Genomic DNA, 20,031 nt, shown 5'->3' with positions numbered 1-20,031 from the left:
CTCCTGAGCGTCTAGACAGTCAATTCTTGTTGCTGAGGTTGCGCTTCCACGATGGTGTTCGTCAGGCGACCTATGTTTTCAATTTCGACTTCAACCCGATCGCCATCATGCATAAACAGAGGTGGATTACGTTTTTTACCGACGCCGCCAGGCGAGCCGGTAATAATGACGTCTCCGGCGCTGAGGGAGGTGAATGTGCTGATATAGGCGATAAGATCCGCTACTTTGTGGATCATGCTGCCGGTGGAATCATTCTGAACCAGCATGCCGTTCAGCCAGGTATGGATGGTCAACGCATGAGGATCGGGGATCTCATCCGCCGTGGTCATGTAAGGGCCGAAGGCGCCGGTTTGCTTCCAGTTTTTACCGGCGGTGAACCAGGCGTGCTGCCAGTCGCGTACGGAACCATCCATATAGCAGCTGTAGCCCGCGACATGGCTGAGCGCATTTTTGGCGTCAATTCGGGTGCCAGGTTTACCAATGATTACGGCCAGCTCACCTTCATAATCAAACTCGCTTGAGAGAACTGGTTTTAAAACAGGCCGCGCATGTCCGGTTTGTGAATCAGGAAAGCGGATAAACAGCGTCGGGGCATTATTCGTCTCGGCAAATTCTTTTCTTTTTTCTGCGTAATTCATCCCAACGCAGAAAATCTTTCCTGGCTCTTCTATTACGGGCAGGAAGGTAATGTCTTCTGGCATCATATCCACAGGGCAATCGTGATATTGCCTGGCGACGTCAACCGCATCCCATTGAAGAAGGTCTTTCAATGTCGCATAGTGGTGGCCGATTTTATTACCCAGATCGATAATTCCAGACTGTGTATAAATCCCGTAGCTTTTACGGCCCTGATGAATATAACTTGCTAGTTTCATAATAATACCCGTTTGATATACGTACTCATTCTGTGTTCACGCCCTGAGGCGTGAACACATTGCCATGCTATTTATTCAGCTGACTGCGCTGGAACCAGTGCTTGTTTATTGCCGGATGCCAGATACGTTGCCACCACAACACCTACGCCAAGTAATGCCAGAATAAATCCGGTCATACCCTGCCATCCCATTGAATGGAAGACGAAACCGTTGATAAAACCAATAACCGAACCACCCATGTAGTAGAAGAATAAATAGAGCGCGACGGCCTGGCCTCTTGCATGAGTTGCATTTTTACTGACCCAGCTTAAACCGATAGAGTGGCAGCCGAAGAAACAGCCGGTAAAAATCACAGCGCCAACAATAAAGGTGACGACATTCGACGTCAGCGTCAGCAGCATGCCCAGAGCCATGATCAGGAACAGCACGCGCAACACTTTCATTGCGCCATATTTTGCCGATAAGCGACCTGCCTGCGGAGCCGTAAAGAAACTCAGGGCAAAGCTAAAGGAGAGCAGACCTGCATTAGCCGGTGAAATATGGAACGGCTCACCTTTCAGGAAGAAGGCCAGATAGTTATACAGTGAGGTGAATGCGCCGAAGATAATGAAGCTGATGACAAACGCCAGCGCCAGATTTTTGTTTTTAAAATGCGATGCCGCCCCTTTCACCATACGCATTACATTAAGACTCTGCGTAGGCGTGAAGTTTTTCGATTCTGGCAGCAGGAACTTCACCAGAATGGCAACCGCAATCAAACTGACCGCAAACCCGTAGAAGATGACATTGATTGAAACGTGGTCGATCAGCTGGCTGGCAACAATACGTCCGGACATTCCACCCATCGAGTTCCCAAAGACAAAATATCCCGTCACGATGCCTGCCGCCACCGGTGCAACCTCTTCACTGATGTAGGCCGTTGCCGCCGCCGCGATGCCACTCAGCGCCAGACCAATCACCGCACGCAGCGCCACCAGCATTGCCCAGGATTCCACCAGCGGGCACAGCAGCGTCAGAATGCCGCCCAGCAGAAGGGAGACGATAATTAACCGTTTTCTGCCGTAGTGATCGGATAATGTACCGGTAAACAGCAACCCAATTGCCAGCAATGCGGTTTCTGCTGACAGAATAATACTCACCTGACTGACAGGAACGTTATATTCCACAGCAAGCGTCGGGAGCAGTGGCTGAATAAAGAACAGAGAAGCAAGCTCAGCAAGCCCTGATAATGCCAGGGCCAGAATCACGCGAATATGCGCACTGGCTTTTACAGGATCAGGAGCCCTCTGGGTATTGTTAGCATGAGTTAACGCCATAATAACCTCAGTATTATAGTTAAGGTACAGAATGTAATTTTTTTAATGCTGGTTGTTTATTTGATTAATATTTTCATCAATCAACTTCAGACAATATATTTTCAGGCACACAAACAACACCTTCAAATAACTTGCGTGTAGTACGAATAACAGCCGCACGGGTGTTTTCGATTTTGTCACCCTCCCTCAATAATGAAACAGATATTTTTCCGCTGGGGTGTTCAATATCAATAATATTGGTAAATAACCCCTTTGGACGGTCGGCGATGATTTTACAGGCCACTGAGCCCTCAATCAGCGTCGCGGTCGATATGCCGATCGAACCGGTAATGGCCAGCGACTTATGGCATGTATGTGGCATGAAATAACGAACCTGGAGCGTTCCGCCTTTACGTGCCCGACTGAGGAGAACCGGTTTAGGGATCACTTTGTTCGATACATCCCCTAATCCCATCGCCGTGCCAGCCTGGCGCCGCACGCTCTCCAGCCTTTCTTTAAACTCATGATCGGCATCTAACTCTGCCGGTGACTCTCCTCCTGTTTTTCCTAGTGCTGATGCCTCAATCAGCACCATCGGCATCGCCATATCAATACAGGTGACTTCGATACCATCGAATACATCCGTCACGCTGTCGGTCGGCAGCAGTTTCCCTGTTTTAGACCCCGCAGAATTCAGGAACGTTAAGCCAATCGGTGCCGCTGTACCCGGCACACCGTCGATTTGGGTATCGCCTTCATACTCAACCCGATAGTCTGGCGTCTGAACTTCAGCATCAACCAGAGTACCGGTATTGAGATTGCGGATACGCACTGTCGTCATCGGGCTTTGCGCCTTCACCAGCCCTTTTTCAATGGCAAAAGGCCCCACGGCGCAGAGCATATTCCCGCAATTTGGTGTGGTATCGACACGACGTTCGTTCACCATCACTTGTGCGAATAAGTAATCTACATCCGCGTCCGGACTGTTGGACGGACTGACGATCGCCACCTTACTGGTTTGCGGGCTTCCGCCACCAATGCCGTCAATTTCGAGTTCATGGCCTGCGCCCATTAGGCTGAGTAATACCGCGTCACGCGCTTCGGTTTCCGCCGGCAGGTCGCTGGCCAGAATGACGGGACCTTTTGACGTACCGCCACGCATTAATACGCAAGGGATCTTTAACATGTCTTTTTCTCATTTCGTTTTTATCAGGAACGCAATAAGGTTTTCACACTCCAGTTGATAACTCTAATGTCAAAAAAAGAAGGATTAATACGCTTTGCACATTAATATCCCCTGCATTAGCATGGTTAAGGTGAAGCAAGAATGGGGTGCAGATATGCAGCATGAATTACAGGGAATACAAGCGTTTGTAAAAATTGCAGAAATTGGATGTTTTACAAAAGCATCGCAATTTCTTCACATCTCACAACCTGCTTTAACACGCAGAATTCAGAAACTGGAAGAGAGCCTGGGGACCACACTGTTTGAACGCTCCACTCGCAGCGTCAAGTTGACGACGGTAGGCAGAGAGTTTTTACCTAAGGCAAAGAATTTAATAGATTTTTATGAAAGCTCAGTATTGAGTATTAAAGAGATGGCGACGCATCAATCGGGAGTTATTACTGTATCCTGTATCCCTACTGCTGCGTTCTATTTTCTGCCTTCTGTTATACGAGATTATAACAATGCCTATCCAAACATCCGTATTCGCATACTTGAGCACAGTGCCAGCGATTGTCTCGAAGCCGTTTTAAATGGCGACGCAGATTTCGGTATAAATATGATAAACATCACACATCCAAATATCGATTTTGCTCCGTTGGTGAATGAACCCTTTGTTCTGGCATGTCGCCGCGACAATGAACTGGCAAAAAAGCCGCTGGTAACATGGGACGATCTGGCTGGAATGAAGCTGATTGGGGTTAGGCGTTCAAGCGGAAACCGTTCCCTTATCGATCAGGCGTTTGAGAAAATGGCGTGGAAGCCTAACTGGTTTTATGAGGTTCGACATCTTTCAACGTCACTGGGGATGGTGGAAGCGGGTCTCGGGGTCTCTGTCGTTCCCAGCCTGGCTATGCCGGCCGATGAGCATCATATTCTGGTCAGCCGGCCGCTGATTGAACCCGTCATACGGCGCACGTTAGGCCTTGTACAGCGCAGGGAAACGCCTCTCAGCCCGGCGGCGGAAAAATTCAGAGACATGCTTGTTCAACTGTGGTCTGGTGAAAAAAACAGCCCGTGGATCAGCAAGTTTACCCAACTGTAAGCCTTATACGGCAAAGGGGCGTTAGCCCCTTTTCACCTTATTTCCCTGCCTGTGGATGTGTTTCAAACCCTGCCATCACCGCTGTCAGTTCCGCCAGTGAAAAGCCGTGCTTAGGATCATCAATGCCCAACCCAAAACGCGTCTGCATCAGTTGATACAGCGCCGCAGCATCAGGAAGATGGATCTGCTCCTCCACATGGCCATTCTGCCAGTGGGTAAAGTTGAAGTTGGTCAGCGTCAGCTTGCCACCGTCCGGCAAGTGGCGGCACATCAGCAAATGATGACGGAAATGCGACTGCGGCCAGTGTGCTGACCAGAAGTTGCCCATGACATAATCACTGAAATATTGCGTCGTCAGATCAAAATGGTACATCGACTGCCAGTGCTCGTGGTGCCGGAACTGCAATACCCAGTCATTGCCCTCGCTCAGCAGACGATACGCCCCGTGCGGCGTTGTCTGCTCTTCGTTAGCGAGCAGACGAATCGGCGCCGTCAGCGTCTGTCCACCAAAGCCCACGTCCGCAATCCAGCGCTCACCGTTAAGCTCAACCAGCAGCAGGCGGTGTGTTCGCGGTGGCATTTGTGGTGGATTTGCTAATACCACGCGCCCGAGCACACTGCGTACCGTAAAACCGACTTCGCGCAGCACCCGTTCAAATAAGCCGTTTTGCTCAAAACAATATCCCCCACGTCGCGCTGTTAGCAGTTTGTCGACCAGACACTGATCGTCAAGATGGATTTCACGCGGCAGGACGACATCAATATTTTCAAAAGGGATCGCACAGTTGTGGTGCAAATGCAGCGCGCGCAGGGTGTCGATATTAACACCAGTCGGTTGATTCCAGCCGATACGGGCGAAATAGGCCGTCAGAAATGGGGACATGAATCAGTTTCCTTTGAGTGTGATGTTTTGTTTATAAACTAATTCTACGCGCCCACTTTGATTTACGTGCTTTTTCGTCATACTCATCGTTGTACATGAGGAGACCCTATGAGCTACTTTCGCCCCGTTGAATTACATCATGCCAGCCGTCTGCTGAACCACGGCCCTACTGTGCTTATCACCAGTCGGGATGAAAGCCTCGACAGACGCAACGTTATGGCCGCCGCATGGTCAATGCCCGTAGAGTTTGAACCGCCGCGTATCGCGATCGTCGTGGATAAAAGTACCTGGTCACGTGAGCTGATTGAACGCAGTGGGAAGTTCGGCATCGTTATCCCCGGCGTGGCAGCGGCCAACTGGACCTGGGCAGTCGGTAGCGTAAGCGGGCGCGATGAAGACAAATTCAACTGCTACGGGATCCCGGTAGTGAACGGTCCGGAACTCGGTTTGCCCGTCATTGAAGAAAAATGTCTGGCGTGGATGGAGTGTCGTTTACTCCCGGTGACCTCAGCGGCTGAAAAATATGACACGCTGTTTGGTGAAGTGGTTTCTGCCGCAGCAGATGAGCGTGCGTTTGTCGCCGGACGCTGGCAGTTTGACGGGGATAAGCTGAATACGCTGCATCATCTTGGGGCGGGAACGTTTGTGGCGAGCGGGAAGATGGTGAAGGCGCTGGATTGATTGAATTAATTATATCCAACTGAATTATATTAAATTTTTATGGCATTTTATGTTTACCATGACGTGGTAAAACGGAGGATATTTCCAGGGTTGTTGCATTAGCGATCTCTCAATAAGGAAATATCAGTGTCATGGAATAAATATGGCGCAATCTCATATGCCCGATCACACGCCCAACCGAAGAGCACAGGTAATTGTGCTCACTACGTCACCGAAGCAATCAGATCCGGAGGAAGATTAAAAATCCCTAATACGCGTCTTGCAAAAGACATGGGGCTGACATTAGTCAACGCTGGCTTCCGCCTGATATATGATCAACCTCATGCTGGTGACGTAGCCGTTATCCAAAACATTGTGGGTCACGATAGCGGACACGTGTGCATCTACGATGGTCAACAGTGGATCAGCGATTTTGTACAACGCACCATGTACCCAGGACAGGCTTACCGAAACATACAACCCCATTACGAACTCTTCAGGCATGACTAATGAAAACACTTTGCTTTTTTCTTTTCGCCGTGTCTCCGTTCGCGGTCGCTGATAGCACCGATGCCCCAGGGCTGGCGGCGCTTAAATTCAATCAATGGTATATCGCTCAGTTGAATCAGGACAAAGCACCAGTCCTCAATCCAGACATAATGAATGATTACGTTGCATCAGAAACAATTGCGGCAATTAAAGAAATGTACTCTGGCGACAGTAACGAAAAAGATATGCCAGATACTGATATGTTCATCAAAGCGCAGGACTGGAATGAGGACTGGGATCAGATAACCGTCTTACATTCTGATTTTGATGCCATTTGCACAAACGTCTATATCGCGTTTGGTAAGAAACAAGATCACGTTGTAGCTGATTGTCTCGTCCAGGAAAAAGGGAAATGGAAAGTTCGTTCTGCCACGCTGATTAAGTAAAAATGTGGTATGAAAGGAAATGTCCCCTGCCGCAGAGGCAAAAGCACATGGTAGCCCAACGACTACCATGTGCAATTAATTAACTCTTAGCACGCCGTGAAATAATCTCATCCGCAACATTTCGCGGCGCTTCCGCAAAATGATGGAACTCCATCGTATACGTCGCACGCCCCTGTGACATCGAGCGCAGCGTGGTGGCATAACCAAACATCTCTGCCAGCGGCACGTCAGCGCGAATAATCTGGCTTCCGTACTGCTCTTCCATCCCCTGCACCATGCCACGGCGAGAAGAGAGATCGCCCATAATGTTACCGGCGTACTCTTCCGGTGTTTCCACCTCGACATGCATGATCGGCTCAAGAATAACCGGATCCGCCCTGCGAGCGCCCTCTTTAAAGCCAAGGATCGCTGCCATGCGGAACGCCATCTCCGAGGAGTCGACATCATGATACGAACCAAACGTCAGCGTCGCTTTGACATCAACTACCGGATACCCCGCCAGCACGCCGCTGTTCATCGCTTCCCGAAGCCCTTTCTCAACGGACGGAATATACTCGCGCGGTACCACGCCGCCCTTGGTGGCATCTTCAAACGTAAATCCGCTGCCCGGTTCTGTCGGCTCAAGGCTCAGTACCACATGACCGTACTGTCCTTTACCGCCGGACTGACGGACAAACTTACCTTCGATATCCTTCACCGCTTTACGCAAGGTTTCCCGGTAGGTCACCTGTGGACGACCGATGTTCGCCTCGACGCCAAACTCACGCTTCATGCGGTCGACGATAATCTCAAGGTGTAACTCACCCATCCCGGAGATAATCGTCTGGCCGGACTCTTCGTCAGTATGCAGGCGGAAAGAGGGGTCTTCCGCCGCCAGACGCTGCAGCGCGATCCCCATTTTCTCCTGATCGCCTTTGGTTTTCGGCTCGATAGCAAGGGAGATAACCGGATCCGGAAACTCCATGCGTTCAAGCGTGATGACGGCATTCGGATCGGTGAGCGTGTCACCGGTTGTCACATCTTTCAACCCAACGCAGGCCGCGATATCGCCGGCGCGCAGTTCATCCACCTCGTGGCGATCGTTGGCATGCATCAGCACAATACGCCCGATGCGCTCTTTTTTCCCTTTCACCGGGTTATACACCGCGTCTCCTTTACGCAGCACGCCAGAGTAAACGCGGATAAAGGTCAGTTGCCCGACGTACGGATCGCTCATCAGTTTGAACGCCAGAGCGGAGAACGGCTCATCATCACTGGGATGACGCTCAGCGTGCTGGCCTTTTTCATCCACGCCATCAATGGCTGGCATATCCAGTGGTGATGGCATCAACTCAATGACCGCATCAAGCATGCGCTGCACACCTTTGTTTTTGAACGCGCTGCCGCACAGCATCGGCTGGATTTCACCCGAGATAGTGCGAATACGCAGCCCTCTGATGATTTCCGCTTCGTCCAGATCGCCGGTTTCCAGGTATTTATCCATGAGCTCATCGCTGGCTTCCGCCGCTGCAGAGACCATTTTTTCCCGCCACTCCTTCGCGGTAGCCAGTAAATCATCCGGAACAGGCGCATAGGTGAACACCATGCCCTGGGTGGCATCGTCCCACAAAATGGTACGCATCTTGATGAGATCCACCACGCCGGTGAAGTGTTCCTCCGCGCCAACCGGAATAACAATCGGCACCGGGTTCGCTTTCAGACGTTCCTGCATCATGCGTACGACGCGGAAGAAATCGGCACCCGGACGGTCCATTTTGTTAACGAAGGCCAGTCGCGGCACGTGATATTTATTCGCCTGACGCCAGACGGTTTCTGACTGCGGCTGAACGCCGCCAACGGAGTCATACACCATCACGGCACCGTCGAGTACACGCATGGAACGCTCCACCTCAATGGTGAAATCCACGTGCCCCGGGGTGTCGATGATGTTGATCCGGTGCGGTTCAAACCCTCTGTCCATACCCGGCCAGAAGCAACTCACGGCCGCGGACGTAATGGTGATCCCGCGCTCTTGCTCCTGCGCCATCCAGTCAGTTGTTGCCGCGCCATCGTGTACTTCACCCAGTTTGTGGCTCATCCCGGTGTAAAACAGGATGCGCTCGGTGGTGGTCGTTTTACCGGCATCGATATGCGCGGAGATACCGATGTTGCGATAACGTTCGAGGGGGATGGGTCGGGGCATAATATTTCCTTAGTCAGTAAGACAGGTTGTGACGACCAGGATGGTCGCGTATTCGTTCGTTTGCTATAATAGTCCTATTGTACGAGTATTATCGAACTATTTTTTAACGATTGACCTATTGTTGATATAGCTCAATCTGACACCAGACGCAGGAAAACGATGATCCCAAACCACCCCGAAACTGAACAGATACTGCTGGAAAATGTGTTGTTTGCTCTAGGTAACCCGCTCAGGCTGTCGATTATCCGCAGGCTGGCCGATGGTTGCGAGCTAAGCTGTAACGCACTGCGCCCGGAGGATGTGGTGAAGTCCACAATGACACATCACTGGCGCGTATTGCGTGACAGCGGAGTGATCTGGCAACGTCAGCAGGGACGAGAGAATATGATTTCTTTGCGTAGAGACGATCTCGATGCCCGTTTTCCGGGGCTGATGGACATACTGTTACAGGCTAAATAATAGGTTGAAACGCCCCGTCAACATTTGAGGGGGCATCACGTCAGCGAAGGGATTTATCTTACGTGCATACGATATTCAATCATGCCGCTTTTTTTCGCGACCCAGTCATACAATCGTTGCCCGCGGTAGTTGGTTTCATGTGTATGCCAGTAAAGATGACGAGCATGATGTTTTCTGGCTTCTCGCTGAACATATTCTATTAACTGTTTACCAATGTGTTTGCCCCTGACGGCATCACAAACATATAAATCTTCAAGATAACAGTAATCGTTCTCCGCCCAGGTTGAACGGTGGAAAAGATAATGCGCAAAACCCACCACCTCTCCGTTATATCTTGCCACTACGCAAAATAGCGGCTCAATGGGGCTGAAAAATCGTTGCCAGGTGCGCTGAGTGACTGCCCCGGAGAGATCGACGTTATAAAATTCTTGATATTTACCCCACAGTGGCATCCAGCTCTCGTAATCACTTTCCTGAACAGCCTCAATAGTCACAATCGTATTATTCATTACAACCTCTTTGTTTATTCATTCACGGTTTCGGGATGAGTGTATGCGCTAAATGGCACGTTTAGCCCAGCCAATTTCCGCAAATGAAGCAGACCAATTTTGCCGTGTTGTTTTATAATGGAGGCCACACGAGGGAGAGTGGGTAAAGATGTTTAAGCACGCACAACTTGAAACGGTTAAGGCATGGATTATTGATCCTTCCAACGGATCGCTGCCCCTGCATGAAAGGATCCAGAGAGCGATACGGACACTGATACTGGAAGGGATCTTATCTCACGGTAAGGCCCTTCCCGCTTCACGCGCGCTGGCGAGTTCACTGAGTGTTTCCCGGGATACGATTGAAGCAGCTTATTCCAGCCTGCATGCAGAAGGTTTTATTGAGCGGCAAACAGGCAGAGGAAGCTTTGTCTCTTCCAGCGCACGGTTTTTAAAACCGCATTCCCGGCAGCAGCAGCATCCTGCCGCTGATAGACGAAAGGCAAAACTCAGCGCTCGTGGAAAGATCATCTATGAAAGTGGCGGGATCCGCGAATTTTCCTCGCCCCGCCCACTGGCACCGGGTATCCCCGAGACGCGCATGTTTCCCATTCCAACCTGGGAGCGACTTCAGCGGCAGGTTCTTAAGGAATATCAACACCAGATATTAGAGCAAAGCCCTCCGCAGGGCATGGAACGCCTACGGCGAGCAATCGCGGAATATGTCAATCTTGAGCGCGGGACACGTGCGAGGGCTGAACAGATCATCATTCTGACCAGTTCTCAACAGGCGCTTGCTCTCTGTTCCCACGTGCTGATGGACGCAGAGGAAGGTATTGCCATTGAAGATCCCTGCTATCAAGGAGCATACAAAGCGTTTAAATCTGCCGGACTACATTGTCTTCCGGTTCCTCTTGACGATAAAGGCATCTCAATTGACGCGCTGAATGCTCTAACCAGCCCTGCCAGGGCTATCTACCTTACTCCTTCTCATCAATATCCTACCGGGGTGACGCTCTCTCTTGACCGACGCCTGGCTGTCATTGACTGGGCAAATCGTCACTCCGCCTGGATCATTGAGGACGACTACGACAGTGAGTTTCACTATGAAGGGAAGCCTATGGCCTGTCTTCAGGGGCTTGATGCTTACCACCGGACAATTTACATCGGGACCTTCACCAAGTCCCTGTTCCCCGGGCTACGTATTGCGTACATGATTGTTCCCTCAGAACTGGTAGAGTCGATGACCATGGCCAGGACATTAATGGACGGCCATACCGCCTCAATACCCCAACTGACGCTGGCGAAGTTTTTGGAGGGCGGGCATTTTGGTGCCTATATTCGCAAGATGCGGAGCATTTATGTTACTCGCCGCAACAAACTGGCTAGTCTGATGGATGAGTATCTTTCTGATTATGTTGAGTGCGTAATACCAACAGGTGGAATGCAGATGCCGTGTCACCTCAGGCACGGGATCTCCGAGAAGGAGATTGCCGTCGCCGCCCGCCGCGCAAATGTCGATATATTAGGGCTTACCAGTTTATATGCAGACAGACCCCCGACCAGCGGATTTTTGATGGGTTTTGCCGCTTATACGGAGAGGGAAATCGAAGACGCAGTAAAAAAACTGGCCGCAATTTTCCGTCATGTTTGAAGCTGTCGACTATTCATTGGTCGATACACGTTCCGGGCGAACCCGGCTGAAACAGGGTTTCACCGGGAGGTACTGTGTCCCTCCCGGCCACTTATCAGGACGCCTGCGTCGACGCGAATTTCTTCGCAATCATTTCAGCGGTAGGCTGTAATCCCCCCAGGCTCCATTGCTCCGGGTCATGCTCATCAATACGGATCCAGACTGAGCGCCGGAACTCCGGATCCCCTTTCCCTTCGATTTCCACCATTAAGTCCGTCATTCGGCGCAACAGCTCGCTCTTCTGTTCAGCATCCATTATCCCTTTAATCGTTTGTACATTTACAAAAGGCATTGTATTCTCCCTATAAGCAAGGTCTAAAAATCATACCTAGATTAAAAAGGAAAACATCCTGTGTCAAAAGATAAATTGTTGCCTTACCTCTCGCCCGAACTGTGCGGTCTGGCTGAAGGGGCAAAAATCGTGGGCGATCAATGGATTTTGTTGATTCTGAGAGAGGCGTTTTACGGCGTGACGCGTTTCGAAACCATGCGAATACATACCGGAATAACGAAACAGACGTTAGCGACACGTTTAAAGTTGATGACAGAACTGGGGTTGCTTTCCCGTATACCTTACCGGGAAGAGGGAGCACGGGAACGGTATGAGTACCAGCTTACCGACAAAAGCCGCACCCTTGCGCCGGTGCTTTTATCTTTGATGGAATGGGGACACAAACACGTTTTACACACCGCACCGCATTTAACCCTGGTGGATAAAGAAAGCGGCGATCCAGTGCATATTGGTTATGTGAATGCGCAGGGTCATGAGGTGAAACAAAACCATGTTCAGATTGTGCCGACAACAAAGGGGTAAGCCCGGGGGTGTTACCCGGCTTACCCCTGCTACGTTACATAATCCAGCCCATCAGCAGCGTGGCGATGATCACCGTCGATGCGCCGCCGATACGGGTGGCAATCTGTGCAAACGGCATGAGCGACATTCGGTTAGAGGCAGACAAAATAGCCACATCCCCTGTCCCGCCCAGACCACTGTGGCAGCAGGTGACAATGGCCGCTTCTACAGGATACATATTCAGACGCGAGGCAATAAAATAGCCGCTTAGCGCCATCGCAATCACTACCGAACCACATACCACCACGTAGCCCACCGAGAAGACCGACACCACGCTCTCAAGCGGCACGTATAACATTCCCAGACCAATCATCAGTGGCCAGACGAGCGCAGCCGAGACGAATTTATAGCAACTTTGCGCGCCCTGCTCCATTGAGGCCGGGATCACCTTGAAGTACTTACACAATACGGCTATCAGGATCATCAGCACCGGACCGGGAATATGTACCAGTTTTTCAAACAACCCGCCGACGATGAAAAATGCGCACACCATCAGTAACCCACCTCCCATCAAATGGAAATCTGTCTGCTGAGCACTGTCCGCGCCCGCAAAGAGGCTGCTGTCTTCTTTGCTACGGGTTAACATGCCATTACCCGACAATGCAGGACGTTTCATTCCGAGACGCGCCAGCGAGCCTGCACAAATAATGGCGAAGATATTCCCCACCACCGCGGCAGGCGCCAGTTGAGCAACATAGATGTCCGGCGTATGACCAAGGATTGCCGAATAGGCCAGGGACAACGGCAAAATCCCCTCACCAATCCCGCCACCAATGATCGGCACGATGATAAAAAAGAACGTGTGGTACGGGGTATAGCCAAACAATGAACCCACGATGAGCCCGCTCAGTACCGCCATGAAAGTCCCGGCCACCAGCGGGATAAACATGCGCATCATCCCCTGGATAAGCAGTATCCGGTTCATCCCCAGAATGCTCCCTACCACCAGACAGGCGATGACGAAATAGAGCAGATTTGCCTCTTTCATCAACAGATGCACCGTATCCAGCGTGTGTTTTTCGAAGACACCAAAATAGACCAGTACGGAGGGAACCATCAGGCACAGGATTGCCGGGCCGCCGATGTCTTTCAGCAACGGGATTTGCCGCCCCACTTTCGCAAACGCAAAACCAAGGGTCATGATGACTGCGAGTCCGCCGATCATATTTTTCGGCAGCAAGCCTGCCCAGGCAGAGGTCGCCACAATGGCAGCGATCCCGACGAATAGCATCAACGGGACGGCGCCAACCTCGGTATTGTAAAGCCCAAAGGCAAAACGCGTGGACGACAACTCAGAAGTCGGTACAGGATTATCTTTCATATAATCACCTGATAATTGTGTTCGGATATGCAAAGAAAAGGAATAAACACGGAGTTATTCCAGTACGGATAAATGTTCTTAAATATCAATTAAAGACTTACGTGGCCTTTTCTAAAAACAGGCTCAGTGTAAAAAAATAACATGCGGGGTCTGAGAGAAGTGTGAACAATACAACCCTTTCCCGTTAAGTAACTTTATTCATTATTAAGTAACTAAAGTTACTGATGTCAGTCTTTGTCATTTTCTTGTGCCTAATCAATTTTTGCCGGCCCTATTACTTATCCAACTAATGCAACCATTTTGAAATTAATAAAACCAGAGAGAGTGTGACCATTGTCACTCTTACCCTGCTATCTAACCGCTAGATTAGCGCTGCAACAAAACACATAAAATACCCTACAGGAAATACTATGCCTTCATTACTATTACAGTCGCTGTTTCCGCTCGTCTTTATAATGCTACTTGGGTGGCTAAGCGGGAAACTCGGATATTCCCGACGTGAAGATGCAAACGTTATGGCGACCGTGGTGATTCGTTTTGCACTTCCTTTTCATCTTTTTATTGGCGCATTGCATACCGATCCGGGAAAAATTAAGAACCTGACGTTTATGGCGGTTCTGGTAGTCGGTTTAATGGGTTCGTATTTACTGACATTATTTATTTCACGTTTTGTTTTTCGCCACGATATCAAAACCAGCGCCATTCAGTCTCTGGTTTGTGCCTTTCCGGATATGGCCTACTTTGGGGCACCCGTGCTTGCGGTGTTGATTGGGCCGGAAGGATTCATTGGCGTACTGATTGGCAACATCATCACCAGCGTTATCATGATCCCGTTGACTATCGTCCTGATTCGTATGGGAGATAAGAACAGTAATGATGGCCTGGACGCGCTGCATCCTGGCGCGATGGTGATACAAAACCTCATCAAAGCGGCACGTAATCCTATCGTCTGGATACCCGTTTCCGGTGTATTGCTCAGCCTTGCTGGCGTACAGATCCCGTCAATTCTCAGTATGCCTATTGAGATGGTTGGCAAAGTCTCCGGTGGACTGTCGCTGTTTGCTCTCGGCCTGTTATTTTACGGTGAACGTCCAAAATTGAATGTGCAGACATTTACCAATATCAGTATTAAAAACCTCATTCAACCCGCCATCATGGCCGTAGCCGGTATTGCATTTGGTCTTAGCCATACCTTACTCCAGCAGGTTGTTATTATTGGTGCGACGCCTTCCGCTATCGCCGCAGGTATGTTTGCCATACGCAGCGACACCTATATTGATACTGCCTCATCCTCCATATTAATTGGCACTGCCGTCGGCGTACTGACTGAGGGCATTATGATCTATTTAATCTCTTAATCTGTTTTATTTAAAAAATTCAGGAGTCAACCATGTCTCGCAAAGAAATTCTGTACACTCCCTATAACGGGGCCGTATTACTGGAAAACCCGTTGTTAAATAAAGGTCTCGCATTCATCAAAGAAGAACGTGATAATTTTAACCTGCATGGTTTATTGCCTCACAACGTTGAAACCATTGAAGAACAAACGGAACGCGCCTGGGTACAATTCTGTCATTTTAAAAGTGATATTTCCCGTCATGTGTATCTGCGTAATATTCAGGATACCAATGAGACCTTGTTTTACAATCTCTTACGCTCGCACCTGAAAGAGACATTACCGATTATCTATACTCCGACGGTAGGTGAAGCCTGCGAGCATTTCTCCACCATTTACCGCCGGGCTCGTGGGTTGTTTATTTCATGGCCTAACCGCCATCGTATTGATGAGATGCTGCAAAGTTTCTCGCGCAACGATATTCGAGTGATTGTAGTGACCGACGGGGAACGTATTCTGGGGCTTGGCGATCAGGGTATCGGGGGAATGGGTATTCCGATTGGTAAGCTGTCGTTATATACCGCCTGCGGCGGGATCCATCCGGCTTCCACCCTGCCCATTATGCTGGATGTCGGGACGAATAATCAGCAACACCTGGACGACCCAATGTATATGGGCTGGCGCCATCCGCGCATCAGCGACGATCAGTACGCTGAATTTATGGATATGTTTGTCAGCACCGTCAAAGCACGCTGGCCAAATGTTCTTCTGCAGTTTGAAGACTTCGCGCAGAAAAACGCCACTAAACTGCTCCAGCGCTACCGCGACCAGCTGTGCTGCTTCAATGATGACATTCAGGGAACGGCAGCCGTCACCGCAGGTACGCTGATTGCAGCAGCCCATGCAGCGGGCACACGCATTCGCGATCAGCGTGTCGTCTTCCTGGGCAGCGGTTCCGCCGGATGCGGAATCGCAGAAAAAATTGTGGCACTGATGGTTGATGACGGTCTGACCGAATCCGAAGCCCGCAGCCGGATCTTTATGGTCGACCGCTTTGGCTTGCTGACCGACGATATGACCAACCTGCTCGACTTCCAGAAAAACCTTCTCACCGCGCGTGATGCGATTAGCCACTGGCAGGTAGAAGCCAATAATATCTCCCTGCTGGAGGTGGTAAAAAACGCGCATCCAACGGTGATGATTGGTGTTTCAGGTCAGCCAGGACTCTTCAGTGAAGAGATTGTGAAAGAGATGCATCGTCACTGCCCACGCCCTATTATCATGCCGCTCTCGAACCCGACATCACGGGCAGAGGCGCAGCCGCAGGATCTTATCGCGTGGACCCAGGGTGCCGCACTGGTGGCCACCGGCAGCCCGTTTGCCCCGGTGTTCTGGCAGAATGAGCAGTACGACATCGCTCAGTGTAACAACGCCTATAATTTCCCGGGTCTGGGGCTTGGCGTTCTGGCCTGTAACGCGCGCCGGGTGACGGAAGAGATGCTGATGGCAGCAAGCCGCAGCCTCGCCGCGCAGTCACCGCTGGTGACCACAGAAAGAGGAGGATTGCTGCCGCCGGTAGATCAGATTGAAACGGTCTCGCGCCAGATTGCCGTTGCCGTCGCCCGGGCCGCGATTGAACAAGGCATAGCGCCATCGTTAGATGATGAAACCCTGCTGGCGCGCATTGAGAAGACCTGGTGGCAGGCGGACTATGCGCCGTACCGCCGATCCGCGCTGTAGCGCCGGTCATGCCCTCACCGCAGGGTGAGGGCATCGCTGTGGTTTTAGTGCTGTGCGCCTGAGCGGTCAGAAAAATCGCTGGCGGAGAGAATATCACCCCGAGTTGCCGCCTGTTTCAGACGGGCATACCGATCAGGTACCCCTTCAGGACGCGTTTTGAAGCGCCGGTGCAACCACATATACTGTTCTGGTGCCATGCGTACCGCTTGTTCGATCGCTCTGTTCATCTGCGTCGCAACAGATTCTTTATCTCCCCCCTGCAACGCCTCGCTGATATCCTCCAGAATAATCAGTTCATAACCGCTGCCATCCGCCCTGCGGCGCGGCACAAAGGGAATGACGGCGGGCTTAGCGCTTTTGACCAGCATATAGCTTCCAGCGGTCGTCGCGGCATCCGGAACCGCAAAGAACGGCACAAAGACGCTATTGGTTTTGCCATAGTCATGATCCGGGGCATACCACAAAATTTCATTCTGCTTCAGCGAGCGGATCATGCCTTTTAAATCATGACGATCGAGCATGGATTTATTGGAACGCAGACGCCCTCGCGTCTGTAGCCAGTCCAGCAGGGCATTATTATTAGGACGATATACGCCAATACCGGGGTTGAGCATGCCAAATATCCGCGCGCCCAGCTCAAGTGTGAGAAAATGCATTCCCACCAGCACCACGCCATTACCTTTCGCCCGCGCCGTTTCCATGTGCTCATAGCCCCTAACGGTAAAGCATTTCTTAACCCGCCACGCAGGCCAGAACCATGCCATTCCGGTTTCAATCACCCCCATTCCTACCGATTCAAAATTATGCTGCAGCAATGACTCTCGCTCCGCCTTTTTCATCTCCGGGAAACAAAGCTCAAGGTTGCGGCGGGCAATTTCGACGCGGCGGGGAAGCAAGCGCATCGCCAGTCGACCAAGACCATGACCAATTCTGAACAGAAGCGGATAAGGGAGCAGCATGATAAGCCACAGCGCGGCAATGCCTGCCCAGCTTAGCCAGTAACGGGGATGAAGAAAGGCGAATGAAAAACGGGGTAATTTTGTCATCTGAAAATTATCCTTTAACGTGTCTGTCCTTAATTGATTCTGGTGTAGATCTTTCCTAAGGATTAATAATAAGTCAGTCAGAAACGTTAAGTGTAGCGGATAAGACAAAACGCATTTTTATCGTTTTTTGCGAAAAACGGAAAGTTGAGCCGGGGAGGACTTATCCGCTCCCCGGCAAAAGATTTACATCGAATACCCTGGCTTCTTAATCAGCTCATCCAGCTTCGGACCTATCTCGGTATCCCAGACCTGGGCTTTCCAGTCTTCCGGCGCTACCTGGTTCAGCGCAACCGACACGGAACTGTCTTTGCTGTTGAAATGGCGAATGATGACGTCGGCTATATCCGCCGCCAGCGCAGTTTTTTGTTCGTCGTTCAAATCGCGGGGAAAACATTTGATATCTACATGTGGCATGTGCAGGTTTCCAGTTATGAGCCAGGGTTCCACGTTATCAGATAATATTGTTTGCCTTTAACACCTTGTGCAGTTTCGGAAGCTGAGTAACTGTATCCGCAATCGCTGTTATCTTCGGGGTATTCGCGGCAAACCATTCATGACGAGGCCCCCAGGTGCGCGTGACCACAATATACACATCAAGCAGCGTCAGGCGTTCACCCAGCGCATAAGGGCTCGCCTTGAGTTGACTGTCAAACCACTGATAGAGCGATTTACGGTACTCAATGCAATTTTTCTGCAGCTGCTCCGGCGCATCTGGCGCCCAGCGCTCGGGATAATCGGCATACGTGAAGGTGGGATAAACATTGGCGACAAACCAGATCAGTAAACGCTGAAACTGCTGGCGTTCGGCCTGTTCTGGAGGTGGAGCAAGGTCGGGACATTTATCGAGTACCATCAGAGCAATCGCCGCGGTTTCTGTCATGATGGTCCCATTTTCCAGCTCCAGCGTGGGCACCTGGCACAGCGGGTTCAGCTTGTGCAACAGCTCACGCTGCGGACCGGGCTGGTCAAACCCGTCCACGTTGATAAATTGATAAGGGATATCAGCCAGGGTTAGCATCACTTCACTGATTGCCGAGCCCCAGCCGGGTACGCCATAGAGTTTAATCATGTTGCCCCCTCAGGGATAAAAACCCTAAGTGTAGAGCACCTTTAGTAGGTTATCCCAGGCGGGTTGACCTCGGAGCGCTCCACTGCTTCGCCCTGCTCTCCCCAGCGCGCCAGCACCTTCTGGTAATCTCCCCGCTTAATTGCCCCGTCCAGTGCGGCTTGCAGAGCATAAACCAGTTGGTTCCCTTTTTTGGTCGTGGTGGCAACCCAGGCTTTTTTCGGCCCTAAACCGACCACGCGGGTTTTGCCTGTCAGTGCAGCTTTATACGCCGACACCGACTGCGGTCCGAAAAAGACATCTGCCCTGCCGGACTGAATATAAAGATTGCCCGAGGCATCGTCGGTCAGATAGACCGGTAGCGCAGGTTCACGCCCTGCCTTTTTGTTCTCTTCGTTCCAGCCCAGCAGAATACGTTCCTGATTCGTGCCAGAGCCAACAATCACCTTCTTCCCTGCCAGATCTTCCGCGCTTTTGATTGACTGAATCTCGCTCGTGGATTTCACCGAAAAGGCCAGTGAATCGACGCGATAGGTCGCAAAATCAAATTTCTCTTTCCGCTGCTCGGTTACTGCAATATTCACCAGCGCCACGTCATAGCGCCCGGAGGTGATCCCCAGCGGCCAGTCTTCCCAGGCCGTGGGTACCAGCTTCAGTTTTAGCCCCAGACTGCCCGCCAGCAGACGAGCAATATCCGGATCGCTGCCAATCCGCGTTCGGTTATCGCTGGCAAGCAGCGCCAGCGGCGGAGAGTTCAGCGCCGAAATGGCCACCGTCAGTGTTCCCGGTTCAACGAACGTATAATCCGCAGGTATCTTTGCCGCCGCCTGGGGATCGACCGTTACCGGCAGAGGTCGCTCGTTTGCTGTTAAATCTAAGCTTGCGTGGCTGGCAGCCGAAAAGATCAGCCCCGCCAGAAGTCCATATTTCAT

Annotated in this window: 21 protein-coding genes; 9 read left to right on the top strand and 12 right to left on the bottom strand. The window is 51.0% G+C overall.

Annotated elements, in window-relative coordinates:
- Positions 1–11: 11 nt before the first annotated feature.
- The 3 genes from WB237_RS05020 to WB237_RS05010 form a co-directional block, all read right to left on the bottom strand.
- Positions 12–875 (bottom strand): fumarylacetoacetate hydrolase family protein, encoded by an 864-nt coding sequence (locus tag WB237_RS05020; RefSeq protein WP_128347641.1) that lies wholly within the window; start codon positions 873–875, stop codon positions 12–14.
- A 71-nt stretch (positions 876–946) separates the two neighbouring features.
- Complete coding sequence (locus tag WB237_RS05015; RefSeq protein ID WP_108089827.1) at positions 947–2,191, bottom strand: MFS transporter; 1,245 nt, start codon at positions 2,189–2,191, stop codon at positions 947–949.
- Positions 2,192–2,267: 76 nt separating this feature from the next.
- Positions 2,268–3,356, bottom strand: a complete 1,089-nt coding sequence (locus WB237_RS05010; protein ID WP_336210939.1) for a 4-oxalomesaconate tautomerase — start codon at positions 3,354–3,356, stop codon at positions 2,268–2,270.
- Between the two features lie 154 nt (positions 3,357–3,510).
- On the opposite strand from WB237_RS05010, the gene WB237_RS05005 reads away from it, so the two are divergent.
- Positions 3,511–4,440: a LysR family transcriptional regulator gene (locus WB237_RS05005; protein WP_336210936.1), complete on the top strand. Its 930-nt coding sequence runs from the start codon at positions 3,511–3,513 to the stop codon at positions 4,438–4,440.
- A 37-nt stretch (positions 4,441–4,477) separates the two neighbouring features.
- Here the strand turns inward: WB237_RS05005 and nhoA are convergent, their stop codons facing one another.
- Entirely contained in the window at positions 4,478–5,323 is an 846-nt protein-coding gene (gene nhoA / locus WB237_RS05000; protein ID WP_336210933.1) for an N-hydroxyarylamine O-acetyltransferase, read from the bottom strand.
- A 108-nt stretch (positions 5,324–5,431) separates the two neighbouring features.
- Here nhoA and WB237_RS04995 point away from each other — a divergent pair, with 108 nt between their 5' ends.
- The 3 genes from WB237_RS04995 (at position 5,432) to WB237_RS04985 (ending at position 6,918) form a co-directional block, all read left to right on the top strand.
- Positions 5,432–6,004, top strand: coding sequence for a flavin reductase family protein (locus tag WB237_RS04995; RefSeq protein WP_336210930.1), 573 nt, complete (start codon positions 5,432–5,434; stop codon positions 6,002–6,004).
- Positions 6,005–6,130: 126 nt separating this feature from the next.
- Positions 6,131–6,493, top strand: a complete 363-nt coding sequence (locus tag WB237_RS04990) for a CHAP domain-containing protein (RefSeq protein ID WP_336210928.1) — start codon at positions 6,131–6,133, stop codon at positions 6,491–6,493.
- Positions 6,493–6,918, top strand: a complete 426-nt coding sequence (locus WB237_RS04985) for a DUF3828 domain-containing protein (protein ID WP_336210926.1) — start codon at positions 6,493–6,495, stop codon at positions 6,916–6,918. Before WB237_RS04990 ends, WB237_RS04985 begins: the two co-directional genes overlap by 1 nt.
- 79 nt (positions 6,919–6,997) lie before the next feature.
- On the opposite strand, the gene fusA is transcribed toward WB237_RS04985, so the two are convergent.
- Positions 6,998–9,100 carry an elongation factor G gene (fusA, locus tag WB237_RS04980; protein WP_336210923.1) on the bottom strand — a complete coding sequence of 701 codons (2,103 nt, stop codon included), beginning with the start codon at positions 9,098–9,100 and terminating at the stop codon, positions 6,998–7,000.
- 159 nt (positions 9,101–9,259) lie between these two features.
- Here fusA and WB237_RS04975 point away from each other — a divergent pair, with 159 nt between their 5' ends.
- Positions 9,260–9,559: an ArsR/SmtB family transcription factor gene (locus WB237_RS04975; RefSeq protein WP_049007309.1), complete on the top strand. Its 300-nt coding sequence runs from the start codon at positions 9,260–9,262 to the stop codon at positions 9,557–9,559.
- Between the two features lie 53 nt (positions 9,560–9,612).
- Here WB237_RS04975 and WB237_RS04970 read toward each other — a convergent pair whose 3' ends face one another.
- Positions 9,613–10,068: a GNAT family N-acetyltransferase gene (locus tag WB237_RS04970; protein ID WP_336210918.1), complete on the bottom strand. Its 456-nt coding sequence runs from the start codon at positions 10,066–10,068 to the stop codon at positions 9,613–9,615.
- 148 nt (positions 10,069–10,216) lie between these two features.
- On the opposite strand from WB237_RS04970, the gene pdxR reads away from it, so the two are divergent.
- Complete coding sequence (gene pdxR / locus WB237_RS04965) at positions 10,217–11,698, top strand: MocR-like pyridoxine biosynthesis transcription factor PdxR (protein ID WP_336210915.1); 1,482 nt, start codon at positions 10,217–10,219, stop codon at positions 11,696–11,698.
- A gap of 94 nt (positions 11,699–11,792) precedes the next feature.
- On the opposite strand, the gene WB237_RS04960 is transcribed toward pdxR, so the two are convergent.
- Entirely contained in the window at positions 11,793–12,029 is a 237-nt protein-coding gene (locus WB237_RS04960) for a tautomerase family protein (RefSeq protein WP_129995711.1), read from the bottom strand.
- A 60-nt stretch (positions 12,030–12,089) separates the two neighbouring features.
- Between WB237_RS04960 and WB237_RS04955 the strand changes: the two genes are divergently transcribed.
- Complete coding sequence (locus WB237_RS04955) at positions 12,090–12,551, top strand: winged helix-turn-helix transcriptional regulator (RefSeq protein ID WP_028018890.1); 462 nt, start codon at positions 12,090–12,092, stop codon at positions 12,549–12,551.
- A gap of 34 nt (positions 12,552–12,585) precedes the next feature.
- On the opposite strand, the gene WB237_RS04950 is transcribed toward WB237_RS04955, so the two are convergent.
- Entirely contained in the window at positions 12,586–13,911 is a 1,326-nt protein-coding gene (locus WB237_RS04950) for a 2-hydroxycarboxylate transporter family protein (protein WP_336210910.1), read from the bottom strand.
- 410 nt (positions 13,912–14,321) lie between these two features.
- On the opposite strand from WB237_RS04950, the gene WB237_RS04945 reads away from it, so the two are divergent.
- Together WB237_RS04945 and WB237_RS04940 are read left to right on the top strand one after the other, a co-directional pair.
- Positions 14,322–15,269, top strand: coding sequence for an AEC family transporter (locus WB237_RS04945; protein ID WP_336210907.1), 948 nt, complete (start codon positions 14,322–14,324; stop codon positions 15,267–15,269).
- 32 nt (positions 15,270–15,301) lie between these two features.
- Positions 15,302–16,987: an NAD-dependent malic enzyme gene (locus WB237_RS04940; protein WP_336210905.1), complete on the top strand. Its 1,686-nt coding sequence runs from the start codon at positions 15,302–15,304 to the stop codon at positions 16,985–16,987.
- 44 nt (positions 16,988–17,031) lie between these two features.
- On the opposite strand, the gene WB237_RS04935 is transcribed toward WB237_RS04940, so the two are convergent.
- The 4 genes from WB237_RS04935 to WB237_RS04920 form a co-directional block, all read right to left on the bottom strand.
- Positions 17,032–18,033 carry a Kdo(2)-lipid IV(A) acyltransferase gene (locus WB237_RS04935; protein WP_336210903.1) on the bottom strand — a complete coding sequence of 334 codons (1,002 nt, stop codon included), beginning with the start codon at positions 18,031–18,033 and terminating at the stop codon, positions 17,032–17,034.
- Between the two features lie 183 nt (positions 18,034–18,216).
- Positions 18,217–18,447 (bottom strand): tautomerase PptA, encoded by a 231-nt coding sequence (gene pptA, locus WB237_RS04930; protein ID WP_049007315.1) that lies wholly within the window; start codon positions 18,445–18,447, stop codon positions 18,217–18,219.
- A gap of 37 nt (positions 18,448–18,484) precedes the next feature.
- Positions 18,485–19,102: a glutathione S-transferase family protein gene (locus tag WB237_RS04925; protein ID WP_336210901.1), complete on the bottom strand. Its 618-nt coding sequence runs from the start codon at positions 19,100–19,102 to the stop codon at positions 18,485–18,487.
- Between the two features lie 41 nt (positions 19,103–19,143).
- The gene (locus WB237_RS04920) at positions 19,144–20,031 is read right to left on the bottom strand and encodes an ABC transporter substrate-binding protein (protein WP_336210898.1); all 888 of its coding nucleotides are present in this window, start codon (positions 20,029–20,031) and stop codon (positions 19,144–19,146) included.

It is taken from the genome of Enterobacter sp. P82, from assembly GCF_037053385.1.
GTDB lineage: Bacteria > Pseudomonadota > Gammaproteobacteria > Enterobacterales > Enterobacteriaceae > Enterobacter.
The sequence above is the reverse complement of the archived record's forward strand: the minus strand, read 5'-3'. Positions and strand labels throughout refer to the sequence as shown.